Here is a 20,652-nt window from a genome sequence, read left to right on the forward strand (position 1 = left end):
GTGGACCTCGCGAGGCGTACGTCGTACGGGATGGCCACCGTCATCCTCCGGTGCTCCGGCGTCCGGCCGCCTCGGCCTGCCGGGCACCCGAGGGGGCATCCGGCTCCGCCCGTTCAGGCAAACACGCCTCAGATCAGGCCGTTGCGCAGCGCGTACGCCACGGCGTGCGCCCGGTTGCGCAGTTGCAGCCGGCTGGTGACGTCGTGCAGGACGTTCTTCACGGTCCGCTCCGAGTACGACAGCTTGCTGGCGATCTCCCGGGTGTCGAGCCCGTCCGCGACCAGCCGCAGCACGTCCACCTCCCGGGTGCTCAGCCCGAGCAGGGTGAGGCCGCGTGGTTCGAGGACCTGCCGCTGCAACCGACCCATCTGGGCCATCAGCCGACCCAGCAGGTCCGCCGGGAGCGCGCCCTCACCACGGGCTACGGCCAGCACGATGTGACTGAGCCGTTCCGCGCTCGCCTCGGTGCGGCGGACCAGCCCCACCACGCCGTGCTCCACCGCCTGGGACAACCCGGCGTCGTCGATCCGGGCCGGCACCAGCACCAGTTTGGCCGGGCCGGTCCGGTGCAGGCGGCGCAGCAGCCGGATGGCCGACTCGTCGAGGACGTCGACGACCACCAGCGAGACGCTCTCCGGCGTCTCCCGGCCCGGCTCGATCACCCACAGGTCCGGTCGGGCACGCAGTTGGCTCTCCACCCCCGACCGCGAGATCGGGTCCTCCGCGTGAACGCTCACCGTGACACGCTGCATCTTCAGCCTCCCCCACACCTCGACGCCCGGACCCGTTCGTCCGGCCCGGACGGCGCGGCACGGCGGGTGCCGCGCCGGTACGCAGAGCATGACCGGCGTGACTTCGCGTGCACCTAACGTGGACCTAACGGGCAACGGTTCTGCCCGTGCCGGTTCCCCGCCGGACGGCCGGCAGGCGTCCTCACCCGCCTAGCGTGGGCGGACATGAGCGTCTCGTTGGGTCTGGTGGACACCCCGACGGTGGTCGTGCCGGGAGAAAGCGTCGACATACCGGTGACGATCCGCAACTCGGGCGACGTCGTCGAAGCGTACGACCTCACCATCGTCGGCGTGCCCGACGCGTGGGTGACGTTCGATCCGCCCCGGGTGTCCCTCTATCCCGGCGCCAGCCAGACCGTCGTGCTCACCGTCCGTCCGCCCCGGTCCTCCGAGGTCCGCGCCGGGGATCTGCCGTACGGCGTGCGGGTGGTCCCGTCGGAGGCGCCGGAGACCGCGACGGTCGAGGAAGGCGTGCTGACCATCGCGCCGTTCTCCGAGGTGGGCGCCGAACTCCGGCCGCAGGTGCGGCGGGCCCGGCTCACTGCCCGCTACCGACTCGCCGTCGTCAACGGCGGCAACATCGGCGAGGAGTTGACGGTCACCGCGACCGACGGGGCGGAGCAACTGCGCTTCACGGCCCGCCCGCCGGCGATGATCCTGGCCGCGGGTGAGCAGTACCAGGCCGGGCTCCGCGTACGGACACGGCGGCTGCTCTGGCGCGGCACGCCGCGTCACCTGCCGTTCCGGGCCCTGCTGACCGACCGGGACGGCCGCGCGATCACCCTGGACGGCACTCTGGTGCAGCAGCCCGTCCTCTCCGGGTGGCTGCTCAAACTGTTGGCGCTGCTCTTGGCGTTGCTGCTGCTCCTGCTGGCGCTTTGGTTCGGCCTGCTGCGCCCGGCGGTGCAGTCGGCCGCCCAGGAGGCCGCCGACGAGCGGGTGGCGCAGGCCGCGACCCAGATGGAGGCGTCCGCGAACGAGGCCGCCGGCCAGGCGGCCCGGGAGGCCGTGGCGCAGGAACGGGCCGAGACCCCCGCCGCCCCGCCGGCGAGCCCGTCGCCGACCCCGGCGGCCGCCACCGGTGGTGGACAGTTCGCCACCGCGCTGACGCTGCGGACCAACCCCGGCAGCACGGCGTCCCGCAGCTACACGGTGCCCCGCAACCGGGTCCTCCTGCTCACGGACTTCCTGGTCGACAACCCGCAGGGGGACACCGGCACGTTGACCATCACCGCCAACGACGTGCGGGTGGTCACCTACGGCCTGGAGAACTTCCGTAACCAGGACTACCACTCGGTCACCCCGATCCGGGTACCGGCCGGAGCGCAGGTGACCCTCACCATCGAGTGCCGGCAACCCGGCACCCCGGTCGGCGCCGCCACGCCCCGGACCTGCCAGGAGGGGCTCTACCTGAACGGCATCCTGAACCGGACCAGGCCGAGCTAGCACGAACGACGATGGCGGCCACCGGTCACGGTGGCCGCCATCGTCGTTGCCTCGGCGACCGATCAGCTCCCTCGGCCGCCGACCCGCCCGTCGTACGCCGCTCACAGCGGCGGCGCGACGTCCCGGCGCTCCTCGACCCGGCGGTACTCCGCCGGCTGCTCGGTGGTGACCACCTGACGGCGGCGGCCCCAGACCAGGGTCGTCATGATCAGCCCGAGTACGCCGGCGGCCATCAGGATCCAGCCGACGACGTCCAGGTCGAGACCACCGATGCTGGCGTTGACCGCGAAGGCGAGGATCGCGCCGAGCGCGAGCAGGAAAACACTGGTTCCGATACCCATGACAGCCTCCTTCTTCCAGGGGCGCGGTGTGCTGTCGTGAGGGTCTGTACCCCGACGGTGACCGGCACAATCACGCGGGGAAGCGGGGTGGCCGGTCGAGCGATCTTGTCATCGGGTAGAGTTGGCGCGTCCCCGGCACTTCACGGGGCACGCGGACGTAGCGCAGCTGGTAGCGCATCACCTTGCCAAGGTGAGGGTCGCGGGTTCGAATCCCGTCGTCCGCTCGCAGCCTGCCCGCACCCTCGGGTGTCGGCGGTCTCCACGGGCGATTGGCGCAGTGGGAGCGCGCTTCCTTGACACGGAAGAGGTCACTGGTTCAAACCCAGTATCGCCCACCACACAGTTGCCTGACCCGGCCGGGACGCGAGGCCGTCGGTGTTGTCCAGGATGCCCCGCCCGGTTGACGGCTATCGGCCCGACGGGCGAGTGGCCGTCGGCGGCAGCGCGAAACTCCACCCAGCGGCACGTGCCGACGGCACGAAACGGTCGACCGCGTCGACGGTCTGGCTCCGGTCTCCGCCGCCGTCGTGCAGCAGCACCACCGCGCCGGGTGCGGCGCCGTCGGTGAGACGTCGCAGCAGTTCGTCGGTGCCGGGCGGCTCCCAGTCGGTGACGGCGAGCCGCCAGCCCATCGGCCGCATGCCGAGCGCGGCGGCGACGGTGGGGGTCTGGCCCCAGGCGCCGTACGGGGCGCGGAAGTAGCCGACCCGGGCGTACGGGACGGCCTGCCGGATCACCGCGTTGGTCTCCAGCAGGTCCGAGGCGATGCGTCCGGCGGCCCAGTCGCTCATGTCGTCGTGCCGCATCCCGTGGTTGCCGAGCACGTGGCCCTCGGCGGTGATCCGGCGGACCACCTCCGGGTACCTGACGACCTGATCGCCCCGGAGGAAGAAGATCGCCCGGACGCCGTGGTCGGCCAGCACGTCGAGCAGGCGCGGGGTGTGCACCGGGTGGGGCCCGTCGTCGAAGGTGAGGCAGAGGACCTGCCCGGTGTCGATCACCTCGACCGGGCGTGCCGGCGGGGGCCCGATGCCCGGCCGGAACGTGACGGCGGGGTAGGGGGCGTGGCGAGACTGGGTGGGCGGTGGCATCACCGGTGGCCTTCCGACGGGGTGGTGCGGCGAGTGGGTCGCGTGGGGCGCGGACCCGCCCCACCTGGCACGGCGACGATGCTGCGGTGGCGATGCGGTCGTTCCGGGAGCGTCCGGTAACTTGGTCGAAACGTTACGGCCGTCGATGCCGGGGCGTCAACGGTCGATACGTCCGACTCTCGGCATATTGCCTGCTCAGGGAGCTGGAAAGCGATATCGAAAACTTTCCGGACGCGCCTGTGGTCAGTGTTCGAGGTAGGTGGCGTGGTCGAAATCGGCGTACCGGCCGTCGCCGCCGATGTCCTGCACCCAGAGCCCGAGCAGCGAACCGGTGAAACCCCAGGCGGTGAACTCCCCGTCGACCATCTCCGTGGCGTGCTCGTCGGAGAGGATGGTGGCGTCCAGTTCGACCGGCACCTGCTGCCAGCCGTCACCCAGGTCGTACGCGAAGCGCAACACCGGGCCGTCGAAGGTCACCCGCAGGCCGACCCGGCGGGCGCCACCGGTGTCGACGGTGAGCTGCGGGTACGCGGTGCGCCGGCCCCGGTCGCAGCTGAGCACCTCCAGCACGACGCGCCCGTCGTCGGCGCGGGTCAGATAGAGGTGGTGCCAGTTGCGGGTGTTGTAGTACCCGGTCACGCCGGCCAGGTGCCGGTGGTCGCGCGGGTCGAACTCGACGACCGTCTCCAGCGAACAGTGCGTCGCGCCGACCCGGCGGGCGACCAGGCTCGGGGTCTGCTTGCCGGTCGGCGACTGTCCACCGTGCACCCGCAGGTGCGAGGGGCGGGAGCGCAGGTCGATCCAGTCGTCGTCGGCCGGTCGGCGCAGAGTCGACCAGCACACCGCCAGTTCGGGTGCGTCGAAGTGGTCGACGGCCGGTTCCGCCGGCCACGGCTGGGCCGGCAGGTCCGGGGCCGGGACCTCGTCGGCCGGGATCCCGCCGTCGATGCGGGGCCACCCGCCGGACGGCCAGTCCACCTTCTGCAGGGCGGTCTCCCGACCCAGCACGCACTTCCCGAGCGGGGTGTACGGGCGGCCGACCAGGTGCGCCAGGTACCAGTCGCCGTGCGGGGTCTGCACCAGGCTGCCGTGTCCGGCCTTCTGCAACCTGAGGTCGGGCCGACCGACGGAGGTGAGCAGCGGTCCGGCCGGGTCGACCTCGTACGGCCCGAACAGCTCGCGCGAGCGGGCCACCGTGACCTGGTGCTCCCAGCTCGTGCCGCCTTCGGCGGCGACCAGCCAGTACCAGCCGTCGCGGCGGTACAGGTGCGGTCCCTCGGTCAGGCCGACGTCGGTGCCGGTGAAGATGATCCGTGGCTCGCCGACCATGCGCTCGGCGACCGGGTCGTACTGCTGGATCTCGATGCCGCCGAAGCGGTCTCGGCCCGGCCGCCACTCGGCGCTGAGCGCGAGCACCCAGGTGGTGCCGTCGTCGTCGTGGAACAGGGCGGCGTCGAAGCCGTGCGCGTGCAGCCGGACCGGCGCCGACCACGGGCCGGTGATGCTCGGCGCCGTGGTGAGGAAGTTCTGCACGTCCCAGTAGCCGCCCGCGAAGCTGGCCACGTCGCTGTAGACCAGGTGGAACAGCCCATCGTGGTAGGTCAGGTCGGGGGCCCAGATCCCGGCGGCGTCGTCGCAGCCACGCAGGTCGAGCAGGCGACGGTCGGTGACGATCCCGCCCAGGTCACGCCAGTGCACCAGGTCCGTGGAATGGTGCACGCGCACGCCCGGATACCACTCGAAGGTCGAGGTGGCCAGGTAGTAGTCGTCGCCGACGCGCAGGATGGACGGATCGGGGTGGAAACCGGCGAGGACCGGGTTTCGGATCGACCGGGTGGTGGCCACGTCCGCGGGCTCGGCCGACATGCGCTACTCCTTCAGGCTTCGATCCCGGTGGATTTCCGGTAGTGGGCTGCGGGAACCCCCCAAGATTCGGATCACCGTAGCGGGTAGTGTCTGCTTGCGACAGCCCTCTTGACCGCGTACGTCGACGCGTCGTAACGTGCCGGCCATCACGTCGAAAATACCGGCAACGGGTTGAAACTTTCGAACTGCCATTCGCGGCCTGTCGCCGATCGCGGTGCCTCTATGCGTACGTCACCGGTTGTCGAAGGGATACAGATGACAGCGCCCGTCTCCCGCAGGTCACTGCTCGGCCTGGCCGGTCTCGGCGCCAGCGCCTTCCTGCTCGGAGGATGCGGAGGCGACGATTCCGACACCACCGGCGCCCCACAGACGATCAACTGGTGGCACATCCAGAACACCGAGCCGATGCTGCCGGTCTGGGCCGACCTGGCGCGGGTGTACTCGGGCCGGCACCCGAACGTGACGTTCGAGATCGAGCCGTTGGAGAACGAGATCTTCAAGGGCGAGCTGGCCGAGATCACCAAGAAGGGCACCCCGCCGGACCTGTTCCAGTCGTGGGGCGGCGGCCTGTTGCAGCAGCAGGTGGAAGCGGGCCTGGTCAAGGACATCACCGCTGACGTGGAGCCGTGGATCGGGCAGTTGCTGCCGGCAGCGTTGCAGCCCTACACGATCGACGGACGGATCTACGGCATCCCGTTCGACGTCGGCATGACCGGCTTCTGGTACAACCGGGACCACTTCTCCGACGCCGGCATCACCTCGCCGCCGACCACCTGGGCCGGGCTGCTGGAGGCGGTCGGCAAGCTCAAGGCGCGCGGCATCACCCCCATCGCGCTCGCCGGCAAGGACAAGTGGCCGGGGCACTTCTACTGGGCGTACCTCGCGATGCGCGTCGGCGGTGTGGACGCCCTGCGCCGCGCGGGCGAGACCGGCAACTTCGACACCCCGGAGTTCGTGGCCGCCGGTGAGCGCCTACAGGAGCTGGTCGATCTCAAGCCGTTCCAGCGGAACTGGCGCTCCGCGGAGTACGGCACGGCGGACGGGCAGGGCGCGGCGATGGGCAACGGCGAGGCCGCCATGGAGCTGATGGGCCAGTGGGCGCCCTCGATCCAGGCGTCGTCGTCGAACAGCAAGCTCGGCATCGGCAACCAGCTCGGCTTCTTCACCTTCCCGACGGTGGAGGGCGGCAAGGGTGCCGCCACCGACGCTTTCGGCGGCGGCAACGGCTTCGCGGTCGGCCGCGACGCGCCGCCCGCGACGGTGGACTTCCTGCGCCTGCTGCTGCGGTCGGAGAACCAGCGCCGGGCCGCCGAGACCGGAGCCGTGCTCCCCACCAACCTGGCCGCCGTCGGCCGGATCAAGGACCCGAACAACCAGGTGGTGGCGGCGCACCTGGCCGTCGCGACCGGGTTCCAGCTCTACCTCGACCAGGCGTACCCGCCGGCGGTCGGTCAGCAGGTCAACGACAGCGTCGCCGAGCTGATGATCGGCCGTAAGCGGCCGGATCAGATCCTCAAGGACATCACCGCGGTGGCGAAGAGCCAGCAGTGACGCCTCCGTCGGCGGCGTCCATCGAGCGAGGAGATGGAGGCGCCGCGTGGCTGCCAACGACAACCGCACAGTGACCATCGCGGCGATCGCCCGCCTGGCCGGCGTGTCGGTGCCGACCGTCTCACGGGTCATCAACGGGCGTTCGGACGTAGCCCCCCAGACGCGTCAGCGGGTGGAGGAGTTACTCACCCGGCACGGATACCGGCGGCGTCCGCCGAGTATGCGGGCGAGTTCGGGGTTGGTGGACCTGGTCTTCAACGACCTGGACAGCCCGTGGGCGGTGGAGATCATCCGGGGTGTGGAGGACGTCGCGCACGCGGCCGGGGTGGGCACGGTGGTCTCCGCCATCCACCGCCGCACCTCCTCGGCCAAGCAGTGGCTGGACAACATCCGGACCCGCTCCACCGAGGGCGTCATCTTCGTCACCTCCACGTTGGAGGGACCGCAGCAGGCCGAGCTGCGCCGCCTCAACATCCCGGTGGTGATCGTCGACCCGGCCGGTGTCCCCGCCCAGGACGCGCCGACGATCGGTGCCACCAACTGGGCCGGCAGCCTGCGGGCCACCGAGTACCTGATCGGGCTGGGTCACCGGCGGATCGGGTTCATCGCCGGACTGCCCCAGTTGATGTGCAGCCGGGCCCGGATGGACGGCTACCGCGCGGCGCTGGAGACGGCCGGTATCCCGGTGGACGACCGGTTGATCCAGGTCGGCAACTTCTATCACGAGGCGGGGTTCTCCGGCGGGGTGCGGTTGCTCGGGCTGGCCGATCCGCCGACGGCGATCTTCGCGTCCAGTGACCAGATGGCGTTGGGGGTGTACGAGGCGGTCCGGCAGCGGGGGTTGCGGGTGCCCGACGACGTCAGCGTGGTGGGCTTCGACGATCTGCCGGAGGTCCGCTGGTCCTCGCCCCCGTTGACCACGGTGCGTCAGCCGTTGGCCGAGATGGGGATGTTGGCGGCGCGTACGGTGCTGCGGCTGGCCAAGGGGGAGAGGGTGGAGAGCCCCCGGATCGAGTTGGCCACCGAACTGGTCGTCCGGGACAGCGCGGCGGCGCCGAGGAGCTGACCACCCGACGGCCCGAAGGATCTGCCCCACCTCCCGGTATGCGCGTGAAAATTCCGGCACTAGGGTAGGAGTTGTCGGCTGCCTCGCCGGGTGGGTCGCCGTACCGGGTTGGGTGGGTGGAGCTGTGGTTGCCAGAGAGACCCGCAGGGTCACGATTTCGGCGATCGCCGATCTGGCCGGCGTGTCCGTGCCGACCGTGTCGCGGGTGATCAACGGGCGTTCGGACGTGGCCCCCCAGACGCGTCAGCGGGTGGAGGAGTTGCTGACCCGGCACGGGTACCAGCGGCGTCCGCCGAGTATGCGGGCGAGTTCGGGGTTGGTGGACCTGGTCTTCAACGACCTGGACAGCCCGTGGGCGGTGGAGATCATCCGGGGTGTGGAGGACGTCGCGCACGCCGCCGGGGTGGGCACGGTGGTCTCCGCCATCCACCGGCAGACCGCTCCCGCCGAGCAGTGGCTGACCAGCCTGCGCGGCCGGGGCACCGAGGGGGTCATCTTCGTGACGTCCATGGTCGAGGCGCCGATGCGGGCCGAGTTACGGCGGATGGACGTCCCGGTGGTGATCGTGGACGCCGACGGCCTGCCGCCGCAGGACGCGCCGACGGTCGGTGCCACCAACTGGGCCGGCGGCCTGCGGGCCACCGAGTACCTGATCGGGCTGGGTCACCGGCGGATCGGGTTCATCGCCGGGCCGCCGCAGTTGATGTGCAGCCGGGCCCGGATGGACGGCTACCGCGCGGCGTTGGAGGCCGCCGGGCTGGGCTTCGACGACGCGCTGGTCTGCCCGGGCGACTTCTATCACGAGTCGGGGTTCGTGGGCGGCACCCGCCTGCTGGGGCTGGCCGATCCGCCGACGGCGATCTTCGCGTCCAGTGACCAGATGGCGTTGGGGGTGTACGAGGCGGTCCGGCAGCGGGGGTTGCGGGTGCCCGACGACGTCAGCGTGGTGGGCTTCGACGATCTGCCGGAGGTCCGCTGGTCCTCGCCGCCGATGACCACGGTGCGTCAGCCGTTGGCCGAGATGGGGATGTTGGCGGCGCGTACGGTGCTGCGGTTGGCCAAGGGGGAGAGGGTGGAGAGTCCCCGGATCGAGTTGGCCACCGAACTGGTCGTCCGGGACAGCGCCGCCACCCGGCCCACCGGATGAGCTACCGATACTTTTCCGGAAGTTGTTGACGCGCGTCTCGGTCGCGACGACGATTTAGCGTGCCAACCTTCGATGAAGGAGCCGGCCAGGGGTGCCCGCCGTGCCCGCGGCACCGCCCTGCCGAAGCCCGTGCCCGGCGCACGCCGTAGGCGTCCGCCGGGCACGGCACCGGACCGGCTTCTGCCCAGGGCAGATCTGCTGACGGTGAACGAGCTGCCCCACCGCGCCCGACCCACGGCAGGGTGGACCACATGAGAATGCTCATGCTGGGCGGCAGCGGGTTCGTCGGCCGGGCGACGGTCGCCGAGGGCCTCCGTCGTGAATGGTCGGTGACGGTGTTCAACCGGGGGCGGCACGGGGCTCCTCCGGACGGCGTACGCCACCTGGTCGGCGACCGCACCACCTCGGACGGGCTGGCCGCGCTGGCCGACGGCGAGTGGGACGTGGTGGTCGACACCTGGGACGGCGCGCCCCGGGACGCCCAGGCCGGGGCGCGGGCGCTCGCCGAACGGGTCGGGCACTACGTCTACGTCTCCTCCGGTGCGGTCTACGCGCCGCCGGTGCCCGCCGGGGTGACCGAGGACGACGCCGTGCTCGACGCCGACCCGGACGCCGCCGACGGCGACTACCCGACCCTCAAACGCGGTGCCGAGCGGGCGGTGCAGGAGGTCTTCGGCGACCGGGTGCTGCTGGGCCGGGCCGGGCTGATCCTCGGCCCCGGCGAGGACATCGGCCGGTTGCCGTGGTGGCTGACGCGCATCGCCCGGGGCGGTGACGTGCTCGCGCCCGGTCCCGCCGACCTGCCGGTGCAGTACGTCGACGTGCGGGACCTGGCCGTCTTCCTGCTCGACGCCGGTGCCGCCGGCCTCGGCGGCGCCGTCAACGTGGTGGACCGTGCCGGGCACACCACCATGGGGGAACTGCTCGCCGCCTGTGTCGCGGCGACCGGCGCCGACGCGTCGCTGCGGTGGGTCGCGCCGGAGCGTCTGCGCGACGCGGGCGTGTCACCGTGGACCGAGTTGCCGGTCTGGCTGCCGCCCGGCCACGCGTACCGGTGGATGCAGCAGATCGACGTGAGTCGGGCGTTCGCCGCCGGGTTCACCGGTCGACCGGTCTCCGACACCGTCGCCGACACCTGGGAATGGCTGCGCCGGGTCGGCACGGTGCCCGACCGGGCGGGCCGACCGGCCCGGGAGCCGGTGGGTCTCGACCCGGTCCGCGAGTCCGCCCTGCTCGCCGAGCTGACCACCGGCCACCCGGTCCCGCCGGCCCACTGAGCGCCGTTCCGGCCCTCCCCGCGACGTCACCCGGTCAGCCGAGGCGCACCGGCAGGTCCAGCGTCTCGTCGACCGGGCGACGTGGGGTGGGCCGGCCAGGTCGACCGAACCCGATCCGCATCACCATCTGCGGGGTGCCGAACCTCCCCAACGACATCCGGAGCTGTTCGCGGGCCGAGGGCACCTCGATCGGCTGGGACAGCATCGACACGGACAGCCCGGAGTCGGTGGCGGCGAGCAGGACCCGCTGCAACGCCTGTCCGGCGACGACCTGGTCGACGGCGGTGTTGCCGGCCGAACCGAGCACCGCCACCAGCGGCTCCGGCTCGAAGTCGCGGCCGGGTGCGCGCTGGGCGCCACCGAAGCCGCGCGACGGCAGCAGATCCTGCGGTTCGGCCTGCGGCCCGCCGGCTGCGGCCGGTACCCCGTCGGGCGCGGGCTCGGCGCGTGCCCAGGCGACGCGTTCGGCCCGGTAGGCGGGGTCGCGTTCGAGGACACGGTGCGCGCCACGGGCGATCTCGGCGAAGGCGGTGACCGCGCTCACCCCGATCAGCAGTTCCAGCCAGCAGTGCTCGGCGCGGGCCGCCTCGCCGAGGCGCCAACGGGTGTCGGCGGGTACCGGGTCCGGCCAGAACGGGGCGCGGTTGCTGAACCGGCGGCGGATCGCCGCGTGCAGGTTCTGCTCGGCCGGAGTCGGTCGGCGTGGCAGGTCCGGCACCAACCGGGCCAGCACGGTCGGTTCCGCCGGGTACGGCCGCAGCCGGACGGTGGCCGGGGTACCCGCCACCGCCAGCGCCAGCCGCAGGTTGAACAGTGCCGCGCCACCGGCGACCCGGGCACCCCAACCGCTCGGATCGGTGGCGGGCAGCCGCCGCTCCGGGTCGAGCAGCACCTCGATCCCGCCGTCGCGCAGCCGGAACCGCCAGGGCTGGACGTTGTGCAGGGACGGCGCCCGAATCGCGTCGGCCGCGGCGACCCGAAGCTGCTCGACGGTGTAGCCGGTCTCCATGGTCCTGCCCCCTCACGCTCGCCGGTACCTCCCTACGGTGCGCCTCGGGGACCCCCGCTCAGCAGGGCCACACGTCCCGAACCCCCGGGACACCCCGCCCCGGCCCGGCCCCTTCGCACCGGCGTCGACCACCCGGGACGGGACCTTCGGCCCGTGCGTGCGGTGGGGGAGAACGGGTAGAAACGAGGGATGATCCGGGTGTTCCTGCTCGACGACCACGAGGTCGTCCGTCGTGGCCTTGCCGACCTGCTCCAGGCCAGCGGCGACATAGAGGTGGTCGGCGAGTCCGGCTCCGCGCCGGAGGCCGCCCGCCGGATCCCGGCGCTCCGCCCCGACGTGGCGATCCTCGACGCCCGGCTCCCCGACGGCAACGGCATCGACGTGTGCCGGGACGTACGGGCCGTGGACTCCTCGATCAAGGGCCTGATCCTCACCTCGTACGAGGACGACGAGGCGCTGTTCGCAGCGATCATGGCCGGAGCCTCCGGGTACGTGCTCAAGCAGATCCGCGGCACCGACCTGGTCGACGCGGTACGCCGGGTGGCGGCCGGACAGTCGCTGCTCGACCCGGCGATCACCACCCGCGTCCTGGACCGCATCCGCAGCGGGGTGGAGCAGCCGCGCGAGTTGCAGTCCCTCACCGAGCAGGAACGGCGGATCCTGGAGTACGTCGCCGAGGGACTGACCAACCGGGAGATCGCCGGCAAGATGTTCCTGGCCGAGAAGACGGTCAAGAACTACGTCTCCAGCGTGCTGGCCAAGCTCGGCCTGGAACGGCGTACCCAGGCCGCCGTGCTGGCCACCCGGCTGCTCGGCAAACCCCGCTGACGCGTACGCGTGACTGCGCCGGTCAGTCCCGCAGCGGGATCGACCAGCGCAGTTCGGTGCCGCGCGGACGGGCCGGGCGTACCTCGAAGGTGCCGTCGTGGCGTTCCGCGCGCTCGCGCAGGTTCACCAGCCCACCCCGGGCGGCGGCCGGGTCGCATCCCACCCCGTCGTCGGTGACCAGCACGGTCACCTGACCACCGTCGACCCGTACCGACACCGTCACGGCCGACGCCTCGGCGTGGCGTACCGCGTTGGACAGGGCCTCCCGGAGCACGGCGGTGAGGTCGGGGCGGACCGCGTCCGGGACGGCGCTGTCGACCGGACCGGTCAGTTCCAGCCGGGGACGGAAGCCCAACGACTCGGCAGCCACCTCCACCGCCTCACGGATCTCGGTGCGCAGCGCCGCGCTCACCGGGCTGCGCAGCTCGAAGATGGTGCGGCGGATGTCGGAGATGGTGGCGTCCAGGTCGTCGACCGCCGCGTTGAGCCGTTTGGTGAGTTCGGGCCGCGCGGCCAACGGCACCGCGCTCTGCAGGTGCAGACCGGTGGCGAACAACCGCTGGATGACCACGTCGTGCAGGTCCCGGGCGATCCGCTCGCGGTCCTCCAGGACCACCAACTGCTCGCGCTCCTCCTGGCCGCGTGCGCGTTCCATGGCCAGCGCGGCCTGTCCGGCGAAGCTGCCGAGCAGCGCCACGTCCTCGTCGGTGGCGCCACCGTGCTCGGCCGTGTGCGCGATGACCAGGACGCCGTGCAGGGTGTCGGCGGTGGCCAGCGGCGAGATCACCGCCGGCCCGGTGTGCAGCACCGCCGGCCAGGGAGCGGCGTGGGCGAGGTCGTCCACCGAGTCGTGCCGGCGCTGCGCGATCGGCCCGGCGAAACTGGTGTCCGCCGCCGGCAGCACCGTGCCGACCAGCGCGCGGGCCTGAGCGCCGGCGCCGTCGACCACCTCCACCGTGAAGTGGTCGGCCTCGTCGTCATAGAGCAGCACCAGGGCCAGTTCGGCCTCGGCGACCTCGCGGGCCCGCCGCGCCACCAGCGTCAGCGCATCGGTGCGGCGTACCTCGCCGAGCAGCAGCGAGGTGATCTCGGCGGTGGCGGCGAGCCAGCGTTCCCGCCGGTGCGCCAGCGCGTACAGCCGGGCGTTCTCGATCGCCACCCCGGCCGCCGCGGCGAGCGCCACGACGATCTCCTCGTCGTCCTCGGTGAACTGCGCGCCGCCCTGCTTCTCGGCCAGATAGAGGTTGCCGAAGACCTGGTCGCGGATGCGGACCGGCACCCCGAGGAAGGTGTGCATCGGCGGGTGGTTCGGCGGGAACCCGTAGGAGCGCGGGTGCTGGGTGATGTCCGGCATCCGCAGCGGCTTCGGGTCGTCGATCAGCAGGCCGAGCACGCCCCGGCCATGCGGCAGGTCACCGATCCTGGCGTGCAGCTCGGGGGAGATGCCGTGGGTGATGAAGTCGTGCAGCATCCGGTCGGTGCCGATCACGCCGAGCGCGCCGTACCGGGCGCCGGCCAGGTCGCAGGCGGACTGCACGATCCGTTGCAGGGTGCTGCGCAGGTCCAGGTCGGTGCCGATGCCGACCACCGCGTCGAGCAGGGCCCGCAGCCGTTCCCGGCTGGTCATCACCTCCCCGACGCGGTCCAGCATCTCCTGGAGCAGTTCGTCCAGGTGGACGCGGGAGAGCGGACTGAGGCCGAGAGAGGGCGGCTCGTGCCGGGGGTGAGGTTCGCCGACGGTCACCCGGCGATGCTAACCGGCCGGCGACGGACGTCGAACGCCCGCCGGACCTCGGCTCACCCCGCCGCCCCCTCGACGGCGGACAGGTCCACCACCTGCGCACGGTCCAGTCGCGGCGTGTGCGGCGGACCGGCGTGCGCCGGGTCCGCGACCCCGAGCCGCAGGACGAGGTACGGGTGGCCGAGCCCGGCCAGCACCCCGCGCAGGACCTGCCGGGTCGCCGGCACCTCCACCACCCCGCTCAGCGGCACCACCGAGACACCCAGCCGGGTGGCGGTCAGCCAGGCGGCCGAGAGCGACTCACCGGCCCGCAGCCAGTCCACGGGCTCGTCCTGGTCGCCGTAGAGCACCCCGTACGACGCGGCCCGGTCGTGCCCCGGTCCCACCGGCAACGTCCCCGGGCGGCCGAAGTCCCGGCCCGGCACCGTGGTCTGCGCCGCCTGCTCGGGCAGCACCTCGGCGGTCAACCCGGTCCCGGCGGCCCGGCTGGTCCAGTAGTCCAACTCCTCGCGCAGCCGGGTGTCGTCCGCCTCCACGGTGGCGGCGCGCGAGGCGGCGGCGGCCAGCTCCAGCACCTGGTCCCGGTCGAGGATCTCCAACCGGGTGCCCTCCCGATGGGCGGCGGCGCCGACCGCGTCCAGTCGTTCGTCGCCGACCGGTTCGTCACTGACCGGTCGCCGGTCGGTGTGCCGGACCTGCATGCACTGCACGGCACGCATCGCGTCCGGGTCGGCCCCGCTGGGACGCAGGTCGGTCAGCCGGGCGAGCAGGTCCGGCTCCGCCGGGTCGGGCACCCGCCGCACCGTCGCCGTCCAGCCCTCGGCGGCCAGCGCCAGCCGGGCGTGGTGCAGCGCCGCCCCGCAACTCAACCGGACCAGCTCACCCTCCGGGTCGGTCGCCGCCAACTGCGGGTCGTGGACCATCCGCAACTCCAGCGCGTCGGGCAGGACCCGCCAGCGCCACGGCTGCGCGTTGTGCACCGAGGGCGCCCGACCGGCCATCGTGGCGGCCTCCGCGAGCGCGGTGGGCAGCGGGCGATGCGTGGCCGGCGTCTGGTGGCTCATCCTCACGACCTTTCGTCTCTCTGCTCATCGTGCCGCACCTCGGTACGGCCGTGGGCCGGGTCTGGCCCATCATGCGACATCCGCCGGGGGCACGCACGGTCCCAACGTCCCGGCACCGAGGGGCAGTTCGGCCCGGGATCTGGCCGGAGTGCCCGACGGTGGGGCGCGGCGCCTGCGACGATCCGCGCATGGCGGAACCGACGTCGGACGCGCCGGACCACGGTCCCCGCGAGTGCCTGCCGCCGCGCCCCGTGCCGTCGGGTGGACCACGATGGTGGTGGCTGTGGGCGCCGCTGACCGCACTGACCGCGTTGGTCCTGGCCGGAGCGGCGGCACGACTGGCGGGACGGGTCGGCGTCGCTGACGCACTGTGGGCGGCGGCCACTCTCGTCGCGTTGCTGCCGGCGGCCGCCTCGATGCTGCGCGAGCTGTGGCGGCGACGCTTCGGCGTGGACGTGATCGCCGTCCTGGCGTTGGCCGGGGCGCTCGTCGTCGGCGAGTACCTGGCCGGTGCGGTGGTCGCGGTGATGTTGGCGACCGGCCGGACCCTGGAGGCGTACGCGCACCGGCGGGCGACCCGTGACCTGCGTTCCCTGCTCGCCCGCGCGCCCCGGACCGCCCGTCGACGCACCGACGACGGCGCCGTGGAGGTGGTGCCGGTGGACCGGTTGGCAGCCGGGGACCGGCTGCTGGTCGGGCCGGGGGACGTGGTCGCCGTCGACGGGGTCGTCGAGTCCCCGGCGACCCTCGACGAGTCGGTGGTGACCGGGGAGTCCCGGCTGGTCGAGCGGGCGGCGGGGGAACGGGTGGCCAGTGGCGTGGTCAACGCCGGGGCGGACTTCGGGTTGCGGGCCACCGAGAGCGCCGCCCGCAGCACGTACGCGGGGATCGTCCGGCTGGCCGAGGAGGCGACCGCCCGCAAGGCCCCGACGGTACGGCTGGCCGACCGCTACGCCGTCGCCTTCGTGCCGTTCACCCTCGTGCTGGCCGGTCTGGGCTGGCTGCTGTCCGGGGAGTTCCTGCGGGCGGTGGCGGTGCTGGTGGTGGCGACCCCGTGCCCGCTGCTGCTGGCCACCCCGATCGCCATCGTCAGCGGGCTGTCCCGGGTGGCCCGGCGGGGGATGCTGGTCCGCGACGGCGGGTCGCTGGAGGTGCTGGGTCGCGCCCGCACTCTGCTGGTCGACAAGACCGGCACGCTCACCCTGGGCCGGCCCCGGGTCGCCGACCTGGTGGTGGCCCCCGGTGGCGACCCCGACGAGATGCTGCGCTCGGCCGCCTCGGTGGAACAACTCTCCCCGCACGTGCTGGCGGCGGCGCTGGTCCGTCAGGCCCGGGAGCGGGAGATGCGGCTGGTCGCGCCGACGGAGGTGACCGAGGAGGCGGGCCGGGGCGTGAGCGGACGGGTGGATGGACGGTGGATCCGTGTCGGTCAGCTCGGTGACGAGGTGCCGCCCTGGGCGCTGCCCGTCCGTGCCCGCGCCGAGCAGGCCGGACACACGGTGGTCTGGGTGTCCGACGAGACCGGGCCGTTCGGCGCGGTGGTACTGGAGGACCCGGTACGCCCGGACGCCCACCGGGTGGTGGAGCGGCTGCGTACGGCCGGGATGACCCGGATCGTGATGGTCACCGGAGACCGCCCGGAGACGGCGCGTCGGGTCGCGCGGGACGTCGGCGTGGACGACGTGCTGGCCCGGTGCACCCCGCCGGAGAAGGCGGCCCGGGTCCGGGCCGAGGCGGGGCGGGCGGTCACCGTGATGGTCGGCGACGGCGTCAACGACGCGCCGGCCCTGGCCGAGGCGCACGTCGGGGTGGCCATGGGTGCCACCGGGGCGACCGCCTCCGCCGACGTCGCCGACGCCGTGCTGAGCGTCGACCGGCTCGACCCGCTGGCCGACGCGGTGGAGGTGGCCCGCCGGGCCCGGCGGATCGCGGTGCAGAGCGCCACGGTGGGGATGGGACTGGCGGTCGTCGCGATGGGGTTCGCGGCGGCCGGCAAGCTGCCGCCGGTGGCCGGGGCGTTCCTCCAGGAGGGGATCGACGTCCTGGTGATCCTCAACGCCCTGCGGGCACTCGGCGGCGGGCCGCGCCGACCGGCCTGACACCGGCCGGCGCGGATCGGCTCAGCGTTCCCGGACGACCGCCACCGGGCAGTGCGCGTGCTGGATGAGCTGCTGGCTGACCGAGCCGAGCAGCATGCCGCGCAGGCCGCCGCGGCCCCGGGTGCCGACGACGACCAGTTGCGCCTGACGGCTGGACTCGATCAGCAGTCCGGCCGCCGCGGAGGCGCCCGTCTCGACGCTGACCTCGACGTCGGGGAAGGTCTCCTGCCAGCGGCGCACCGCCTCGTTGAGCTCCGCGCGGTCCTCGGCCAGGGCGGCGTCGCGGGCCTGCTCGCCAGTGAGGTTCCACTGTTCGCGTCCGGGCTGCCAGGCGCGTACCACCCGCAACGGCACCCGGCGCAGTGCCGCGTGCTCGACGGCGAAGCCGAGCGCCACCAGGGACGGTTCGGAGCCGTCCACCCCGACGGTGACGTGCCCGGCCCGCGCGGCGTCGGCAGTGTCGCGGCGGACCACCACCACCGGGCAGTGCGCGTGTGCGGTGACGCTGACCGCCGTGGAACCGGCGAGCAGGCCCGCGAAGCCACCGTGTCCCCGGCCGCCCAGCACCACCAGGTCGGCCTCCGCCGAGCTCTCCTCCAGCACCAGGGCCGGCGGGCCGTCGCGGACCTCACCGCGTACGGTCAGCTCGGGGTTGGCCGCGCCGGCGTCCGCCGCGGCCTTGCCCACCAGCTCCTCGACCTGCTGGCGGGCCTGCTCGTCGGGCCACATGCCGGGCGTGACGCCCGGGCCGACCCAGCCGGCCACGGTGAGCCACTCGAAGACGTACACCAGCCGGACCGGCCGGCCGTCCCGGCGGGCCTGGTCCAGCGCCCAGTCCAGGGCCGCCGCCGCGTCCGGTGAGCCGTCGTAGCCCACCACGATCTCCGCGCCGCTCGTACTCCTGGTCATGGCTGCTTCCTCCTCAGGGGTTGGTGGGGTCGGTCTCGCGGATCCAGCGCCATTCGGCCACCCGGGGGTCGTCCTCGCCGTACCGGCGGGTGTGGTCGCGGGCCGCGTCGCGCGCGTCGCTCATCTCCTGCCGCAGGTACGCCACCCGGTCGCCGAGCCCGGGCACCCGGTCGATCACGTCGATGACGAGGTGGAACCGGTCCAGGTCGTTGAGCATCACCATGTCGAACGGCGTGGTGGTGGTGCCCTCCTCCTTGTACCCGCGTACGTGCAGGTTGCGGTGGTTCGTGCGGCGGTAGGTGAGCCGGTGGATCAGCCACGGGTAGCCGTGGTACGCGAAGATGATCGGCTTGTCGCGGGTGAACAGGGTGTCGAACTCGTTGTCCGGCAGGCCGTGCGGGTGCTCACTCGACGGCTGGAGCCGCATCAGGTCGACCACGTTGATGACCCGGACCTTGAGGTCGGGCAGGTGCCGGTGCAACAGGTCCGCCGCCGCCAGGGTCTCCAGGGTCGGCACGTCACCGGCGCAGGCGAGGACCACGTCCGGCTCGCTGCCGGCGTCCGTGCTGGCCCAGTCCCAGATGCCCACCCCGCGTCGGCAGTGCTGGACGGCCTCGTCCATGGTCAGCCAGTTCGGTGCGGTCTGCTTGCCGGCCACCACCACGTTGACGTAGTGCCGGCTGCGCAGGCAGTGGTCCATCGTGGACAGCAGCGTGTTCGCGTCCGGCGGCAGGTACACCCGGACGACCTCGGCCTTCTTGTTCATCACGTGGTCGATGAAGCCCGGGTCCTGGTGCGAGAAGCCGTTGTGGTCCTGCCGCCAGACGTGGCTGGAGAGCAGATAGTTCAGCGACGCGACCGGCATCCGCCAGGGGATGTCCCGGGTCACCTTGAGCCACTTCGCGTGCTGGTTGACCATCGAGTCGACGATGTGGATGAACGCCTCGTAGCTGGTGAAGACGCCATGCCGGCCGGTCAGCAGGTAGCCCTCCAACCAGCCCTGGCACAGGTGTTCGGAGAGCACCTCCATCACCCGCCCGTCGGGTGAGAGGTGGTCGTCGCCGGGCACCGTGGCGCCCATCCAGGCCCGGTCGGTGACCTCGAAGGCCGCCTGGAGCCGGTTGGAGGCCACCTCGTCCGGCCCGAACAGCCGGAAGGTCTGCGGGTTCGCGGCGATCACGTCCCGGATCCACCGGCCCAGCTCGCCGGTGGCACCGGTGGCCGTGGCACCGGGACGCGGCACGTCCACCGCGTAGTCGCGGAAGTCCGGCAGGACCAGGTCGCGCAGCACCGACCCGCCGTTGGTGACCGGGTTGGCGCTCATCCGCCGGTCCCCGGTGGGCGGCAGGGCGGTCAGCTCGGCGACCGGGGCGCCGGTGGCGTCGAACAGCTCCTCCGGGCGGTAGCTGCGCAGCCAGCGCTCCAGCTCGGCCAGGTGATCCGGATTGCTGCGGACGTTCGACAGCGGCACCTGGTGGGCGTGGTACGTGCCCTCGACCTGCTTGCCGTCGACCTCGCGCGGGCCCGTCCAGCCCTTCGGCGTCCGCAGGACGATCATCGGCCAGCGGGGACGTTCGGTGCCGGCACCGGAGCGGGCCCGACGTTGGATCTCGGCGATCTCGTCCAGCGCCCGGTCCAGGGTGGCGGCGAGCGCCTCGTGCACGGCGGCGGGCTCGTCACCGGCCACCACGTACGGCTGGTAGCCGAAGCCGCGCATCATCGCGAGCAGGTCGGACTCGGGGATCCGGTCCAGCACCGTCGGGTTGGCGATCTTGTAGCCGTTGAGGTGCAGGATGGGCAGCACCGCGCCGTCCCGGGCGGGATTGAGGAACACGGTCGACAACCAGCTCCCGGCCAGCGGGCCGGTCTCCGCCTCGCCGTCCCCGATGACACAGGCCACCAGCAGGTCGGGATTGTCGAACGCGGCACCGTAGGCGTGGCTGAGCGCGTACCCCAGCTCGCCGCCCTCGTGGATCGAGCCCGGCACCTCCGCCGCCACATGGCTGGGGATGCCGCCGGGGAAGGAGAACTGGCGGAACAGCCGGGCCATGCCGGCCTCGTCGCGGCCGACGCCCGGATACCGCTCGCTCCAGGTGCCCTCCAGCCAGGTGTTCGCCACGACCGCCGGACCACCGTGGCCGGGACCGGTGACGAAGAGCGCCGACAGGTCGCGGGCGACGATCACCCGGTTGAGGTGGGCGTAGATCAGGTTCAGGCCGGGCGAGGTGCCCCAGTGTCCCAGCAGCCGGGGCTTGACGTGCTCGGCGGCCAGCGGTTCGCGGAGCAGGGGGTTGTCGAGCAGATAGATCTGCCCGACGCTGAGGTAGTTCGCCGCCCGCCAGTAGGCGTCCAGGCGACGCAGTTCCTCGTCGGTCAAGGTGCTCGGGATGTCCACGGCCGTGTCCATACTGCTTGAGCCTCTCGCG

General features: G+C 72.7%; 16 protein-coding genes and 2 tRNA genes. 9 read left to right on the plus strand and 9 right to left on the minus strand.

All coding sequences use genetic code 11. The annotated features are described in order from the left end of the window. Positions 1 to 128 precede the first annotated feature (128 nt). Positions 129 to 737 carry a response regulator transcription factor gene (locus ACIBO1_RS29095; RefSeq protein ID WP_350695515.1) on the minus strand — a complete coding sequence of 203 codons (609 nt, stop codon included), beginning with the start codon at positions 735 to 737 and terminating at the stop codon, positions 129 to 131. Between the two features lie 219 nt (positions 738 to 956). Here ACIBO1_RS29095 and ACIBO1_RS29100 point away from each other — a divergent pair, with 219 nt between their 5' ends. After that, positions 957 to 2,237 carry a hypothetical protein gene (locus tag ACIBO1_RS29100; RefSeq protein ID WP_396751988.1) on the plus strand — a complete coding sequence of 427 codons (1,281 nt, stop codon included), beginning with the start codon at positions 957 to 959 and terminating at the stop codon, positions 2,235 to 2,237. Positions 2,238 to 2,338: 101 nt separating this feature from the next. On the opposite strand, the gene ACIBO1_RS29105 is transcribed toward ACIBO1_RS29100, so the two are convergent. After that, a complete protein-coding gene (locus ACIBO1_RS29105) occupies positions 2,339 to 2,578 on the minus strand; it encodes a DUF6458 family protein (RefSeq protein WP_396691481.1) in 240 nt (79 codons plus the stop codon). A gap of 151 nt (positions 2,579 to 2,729) precedes the next feature. On the opposite strand from ACIBO1_RS29105, the gene ACIBO1_RS29110 reads away from it, so the two are divergent. Next, a tRNA-Gly gene (locus ACIBO1_RS29110) sits at positions 2,730 to 2,802 on the plus strand. A gap of 39 nt (positions 2,803 to 2,841) precedes the next feature. After that, positions 2,842 to 2,916: transfer RNA gene (locus ACIBO1_RS29115), tRNA-Val, on the plus strand. A 69-nt stretch (positions 2,917 to 2,985) separates the two neighbouring features. Here the strand turns inward: ACIBO1_RS29115 and ACIBO1_RS29120 are convergent. Beyond that, positions 2,986 to 3,669, minus strand: a complete 684-nt coding sequence (locus ACIBO1_RS29120; protein WP_396751990.1) for a polysaccharide deacetylase family protein — start codon at positions 3,667 to 3,669, stop codon at positions 2,986 to 2,988. Positions 3,670 to 3,912: 243 nt separating this feature from the next. Next, positions 3,913 to 5,535, minus strand: coding sequence for a glycoside hydrolase family 43 protein (locus ACIBO1_RS29125; protein WP_396751992.1), 1,623 nt, complete (start codon positions 5,533 to 5,535; stop codon positions 3,913 to 3,915). Positions 5,536 to 5,790: 255 nt separating this feature from the next. Here ACIBO1_RS29125 and ACIBO1_RS29130 point away from each other — a divergent pair, with 255 nt between their 5' ends. The 4 genes from ACIBO1_RS29130 to ACIBO1_RS29145 all read left to right on the plus strand — a co-directional run bounded on the left by ACIBO1_RS29130 (position 5,791) and on the right by ACIBO1_RS29145 (position 10,576). After that, on the plus strand, positions 5,791 to 7,086 hold the full coding sequence (locus ACIBO1_RS29130; protein WP_396751994.1) for an extracellular solute-binding protein: 1,296 nt from the start codon (positions 5,791 to 5,793) through the stop codon (positions 7,084 to 7,086). Positions 7,087 to 7,132: 46 nt separating this feature from the next. Beyond that, a complete protein-coding gene (locus tag ACIBO1_RS29135; RefSeq protein WP_396751997.1) occupies positions 7,133 to 8,152 on the plus strand; it encodes a LacI family DNA-binding transcriptional regulator in 1,020 nt (339 codons plus the stop codon). 124 nt (positions 8,153 to 8,276) lie between these two features. Further along, a complete protein-coding gene (locus ACIBO1_RS29140; RefSeq protein WP_396751999.1) occupies positions 8,277 to 9,299 on the plus strand; it encodes a LacI family DNA-binding transcriptional regulator in 1,023 nt (340 codons plus the stop codon). 251 nt (positions 9,300 to 9,550) lie between these two features. Further along, positions 9,551 to 10,576 (plus strand): NAD-dependent epimerase/dehydratase family protein, encoded by a 1,026-nt coding sequence (locus tag ACIBO1_RS29145; RefSeq protein WP_396752001.1) that lies wholly within the window; start codon positions 9,551 to 9,553, stop codon positions 10,574 to 10,576. Positions 10,577 to 10,610: 34 nt separating this feature from the next. On the opposite strand, the gene ACIBO1_RS29150 is transcribed toward ACIBO1_RS29145, so the two are convergent. After that, positions 10,611 to 11,585: an Acg family FMN-binding oxidoreductase gene (locus ACIBO1_RS29150; RefSeq protein ID WP_396752003.1), complete on the minus strand. Its 975-nt coding sequence runs from the start codon at positions 11,583 to 11,585 to the stop codon at positions 10,611 to 10,613. 189 nt (positions 11,586 to 11,774) lie between these two features. Here ACIBO1_RS29150 and ACIBO1_RS29155 point away from each other — a divergent pair, with 189 nt between their 5' ends. After that, the gene (locus ACIBO1_RS29155; protein ID WP_117226524.1) at positions 11,775 to 12,413 is read left to right on the plus strand and encodes a response regulator transcription factor; all 639 of its coding nucleotides are present in this window, start codon (positions 11,775 to 11,777) and stop codon (positions 12,411 to 12,413) included. A 22-nt stretch (positions 12,414 to 12,435) separates the two neighbouring features. Here ACIBO1_RS29155 and ACIBO1_RS29160 read toward each other — a convergent pair whose 3' ends face one another. After that, positions 12,436 to 14,064, minus strand: coding sequence for a GAF domain-containing protein (locus ACIBO1_RS29160; protein ID WP_396752027.1), 1,629 nt, complete (start codon positions 14,062 to 14,064; stop codon positions 12,436 to 12,438). A 146-nt stretch (positions 14,065 to 14,210) separates the two neighbouring features. Next, complete coding sequence (locus ACIBO1_RS29165) at positions 14,211 to 15,218, minus strand: Acg family FMN-binding oxidoreductase (RefSeq protein ID WP_396752005.1); 1,008 nt, start codon at positions 15,216 to 15,218, stop codon at positions 14,211 to 14,213. Between the two features lie 188 nt (positions 15,219 to 15,406). Between ACIBO1_RS29165 and ACIBO1_RS29170 the strand changes: the two genes are divergently transcribed. Further along, a complete protein-coding gene (locus ACIBO1_RS29170) occupies positions 15,407 to 17,317 on the plus strand; it encodes a heavy metal translocating P-type ATPase (RefSeq protein WP_396752007.1) in 1,911 nt (636 codons plus the stop codon). Positions 17,318 to 17,338: 21 nt separating this feature from the next. Here the strand turns inward: ACIBO1_RS29170 and ACIBO1_RS29175 are convergent, their stop codons facing one another. Continuing rightward, positions 17,339 to 18,226 (minus strand): universal stress protein, encoded by an 888-nt coding sequence (locus ACIBO1_RS29175; protein ID WP_396752010.1) that lies wholly within the window; start codon positions 18,224 to 18,226, stop codon positions 17,339 to 17,341. A 13-nt stretch (positions 18,227 to 18,239) separates the two neighbouring features. Then, a complete protein-coding gene (locus ACIBO1_RS29180) occupies positions 18,240 to 20,633 on the minus strand; it encodes a phosphoketolase (protein ID WP_396752012.1) in 2,394 nt (797 codons plus the stop codon). Between the last annotated feature and the right edge of the window lie 19 nt (positions 20,634 to 20,652).

Source organism: Micromonospora sp. NPDC049903 (assembly GCF_044460945.1).
GTDB lineage: Bacteria > Actinomycetota > Actinomycetes > Mycobacteriales > Micromonosporaceae > Micromonospora.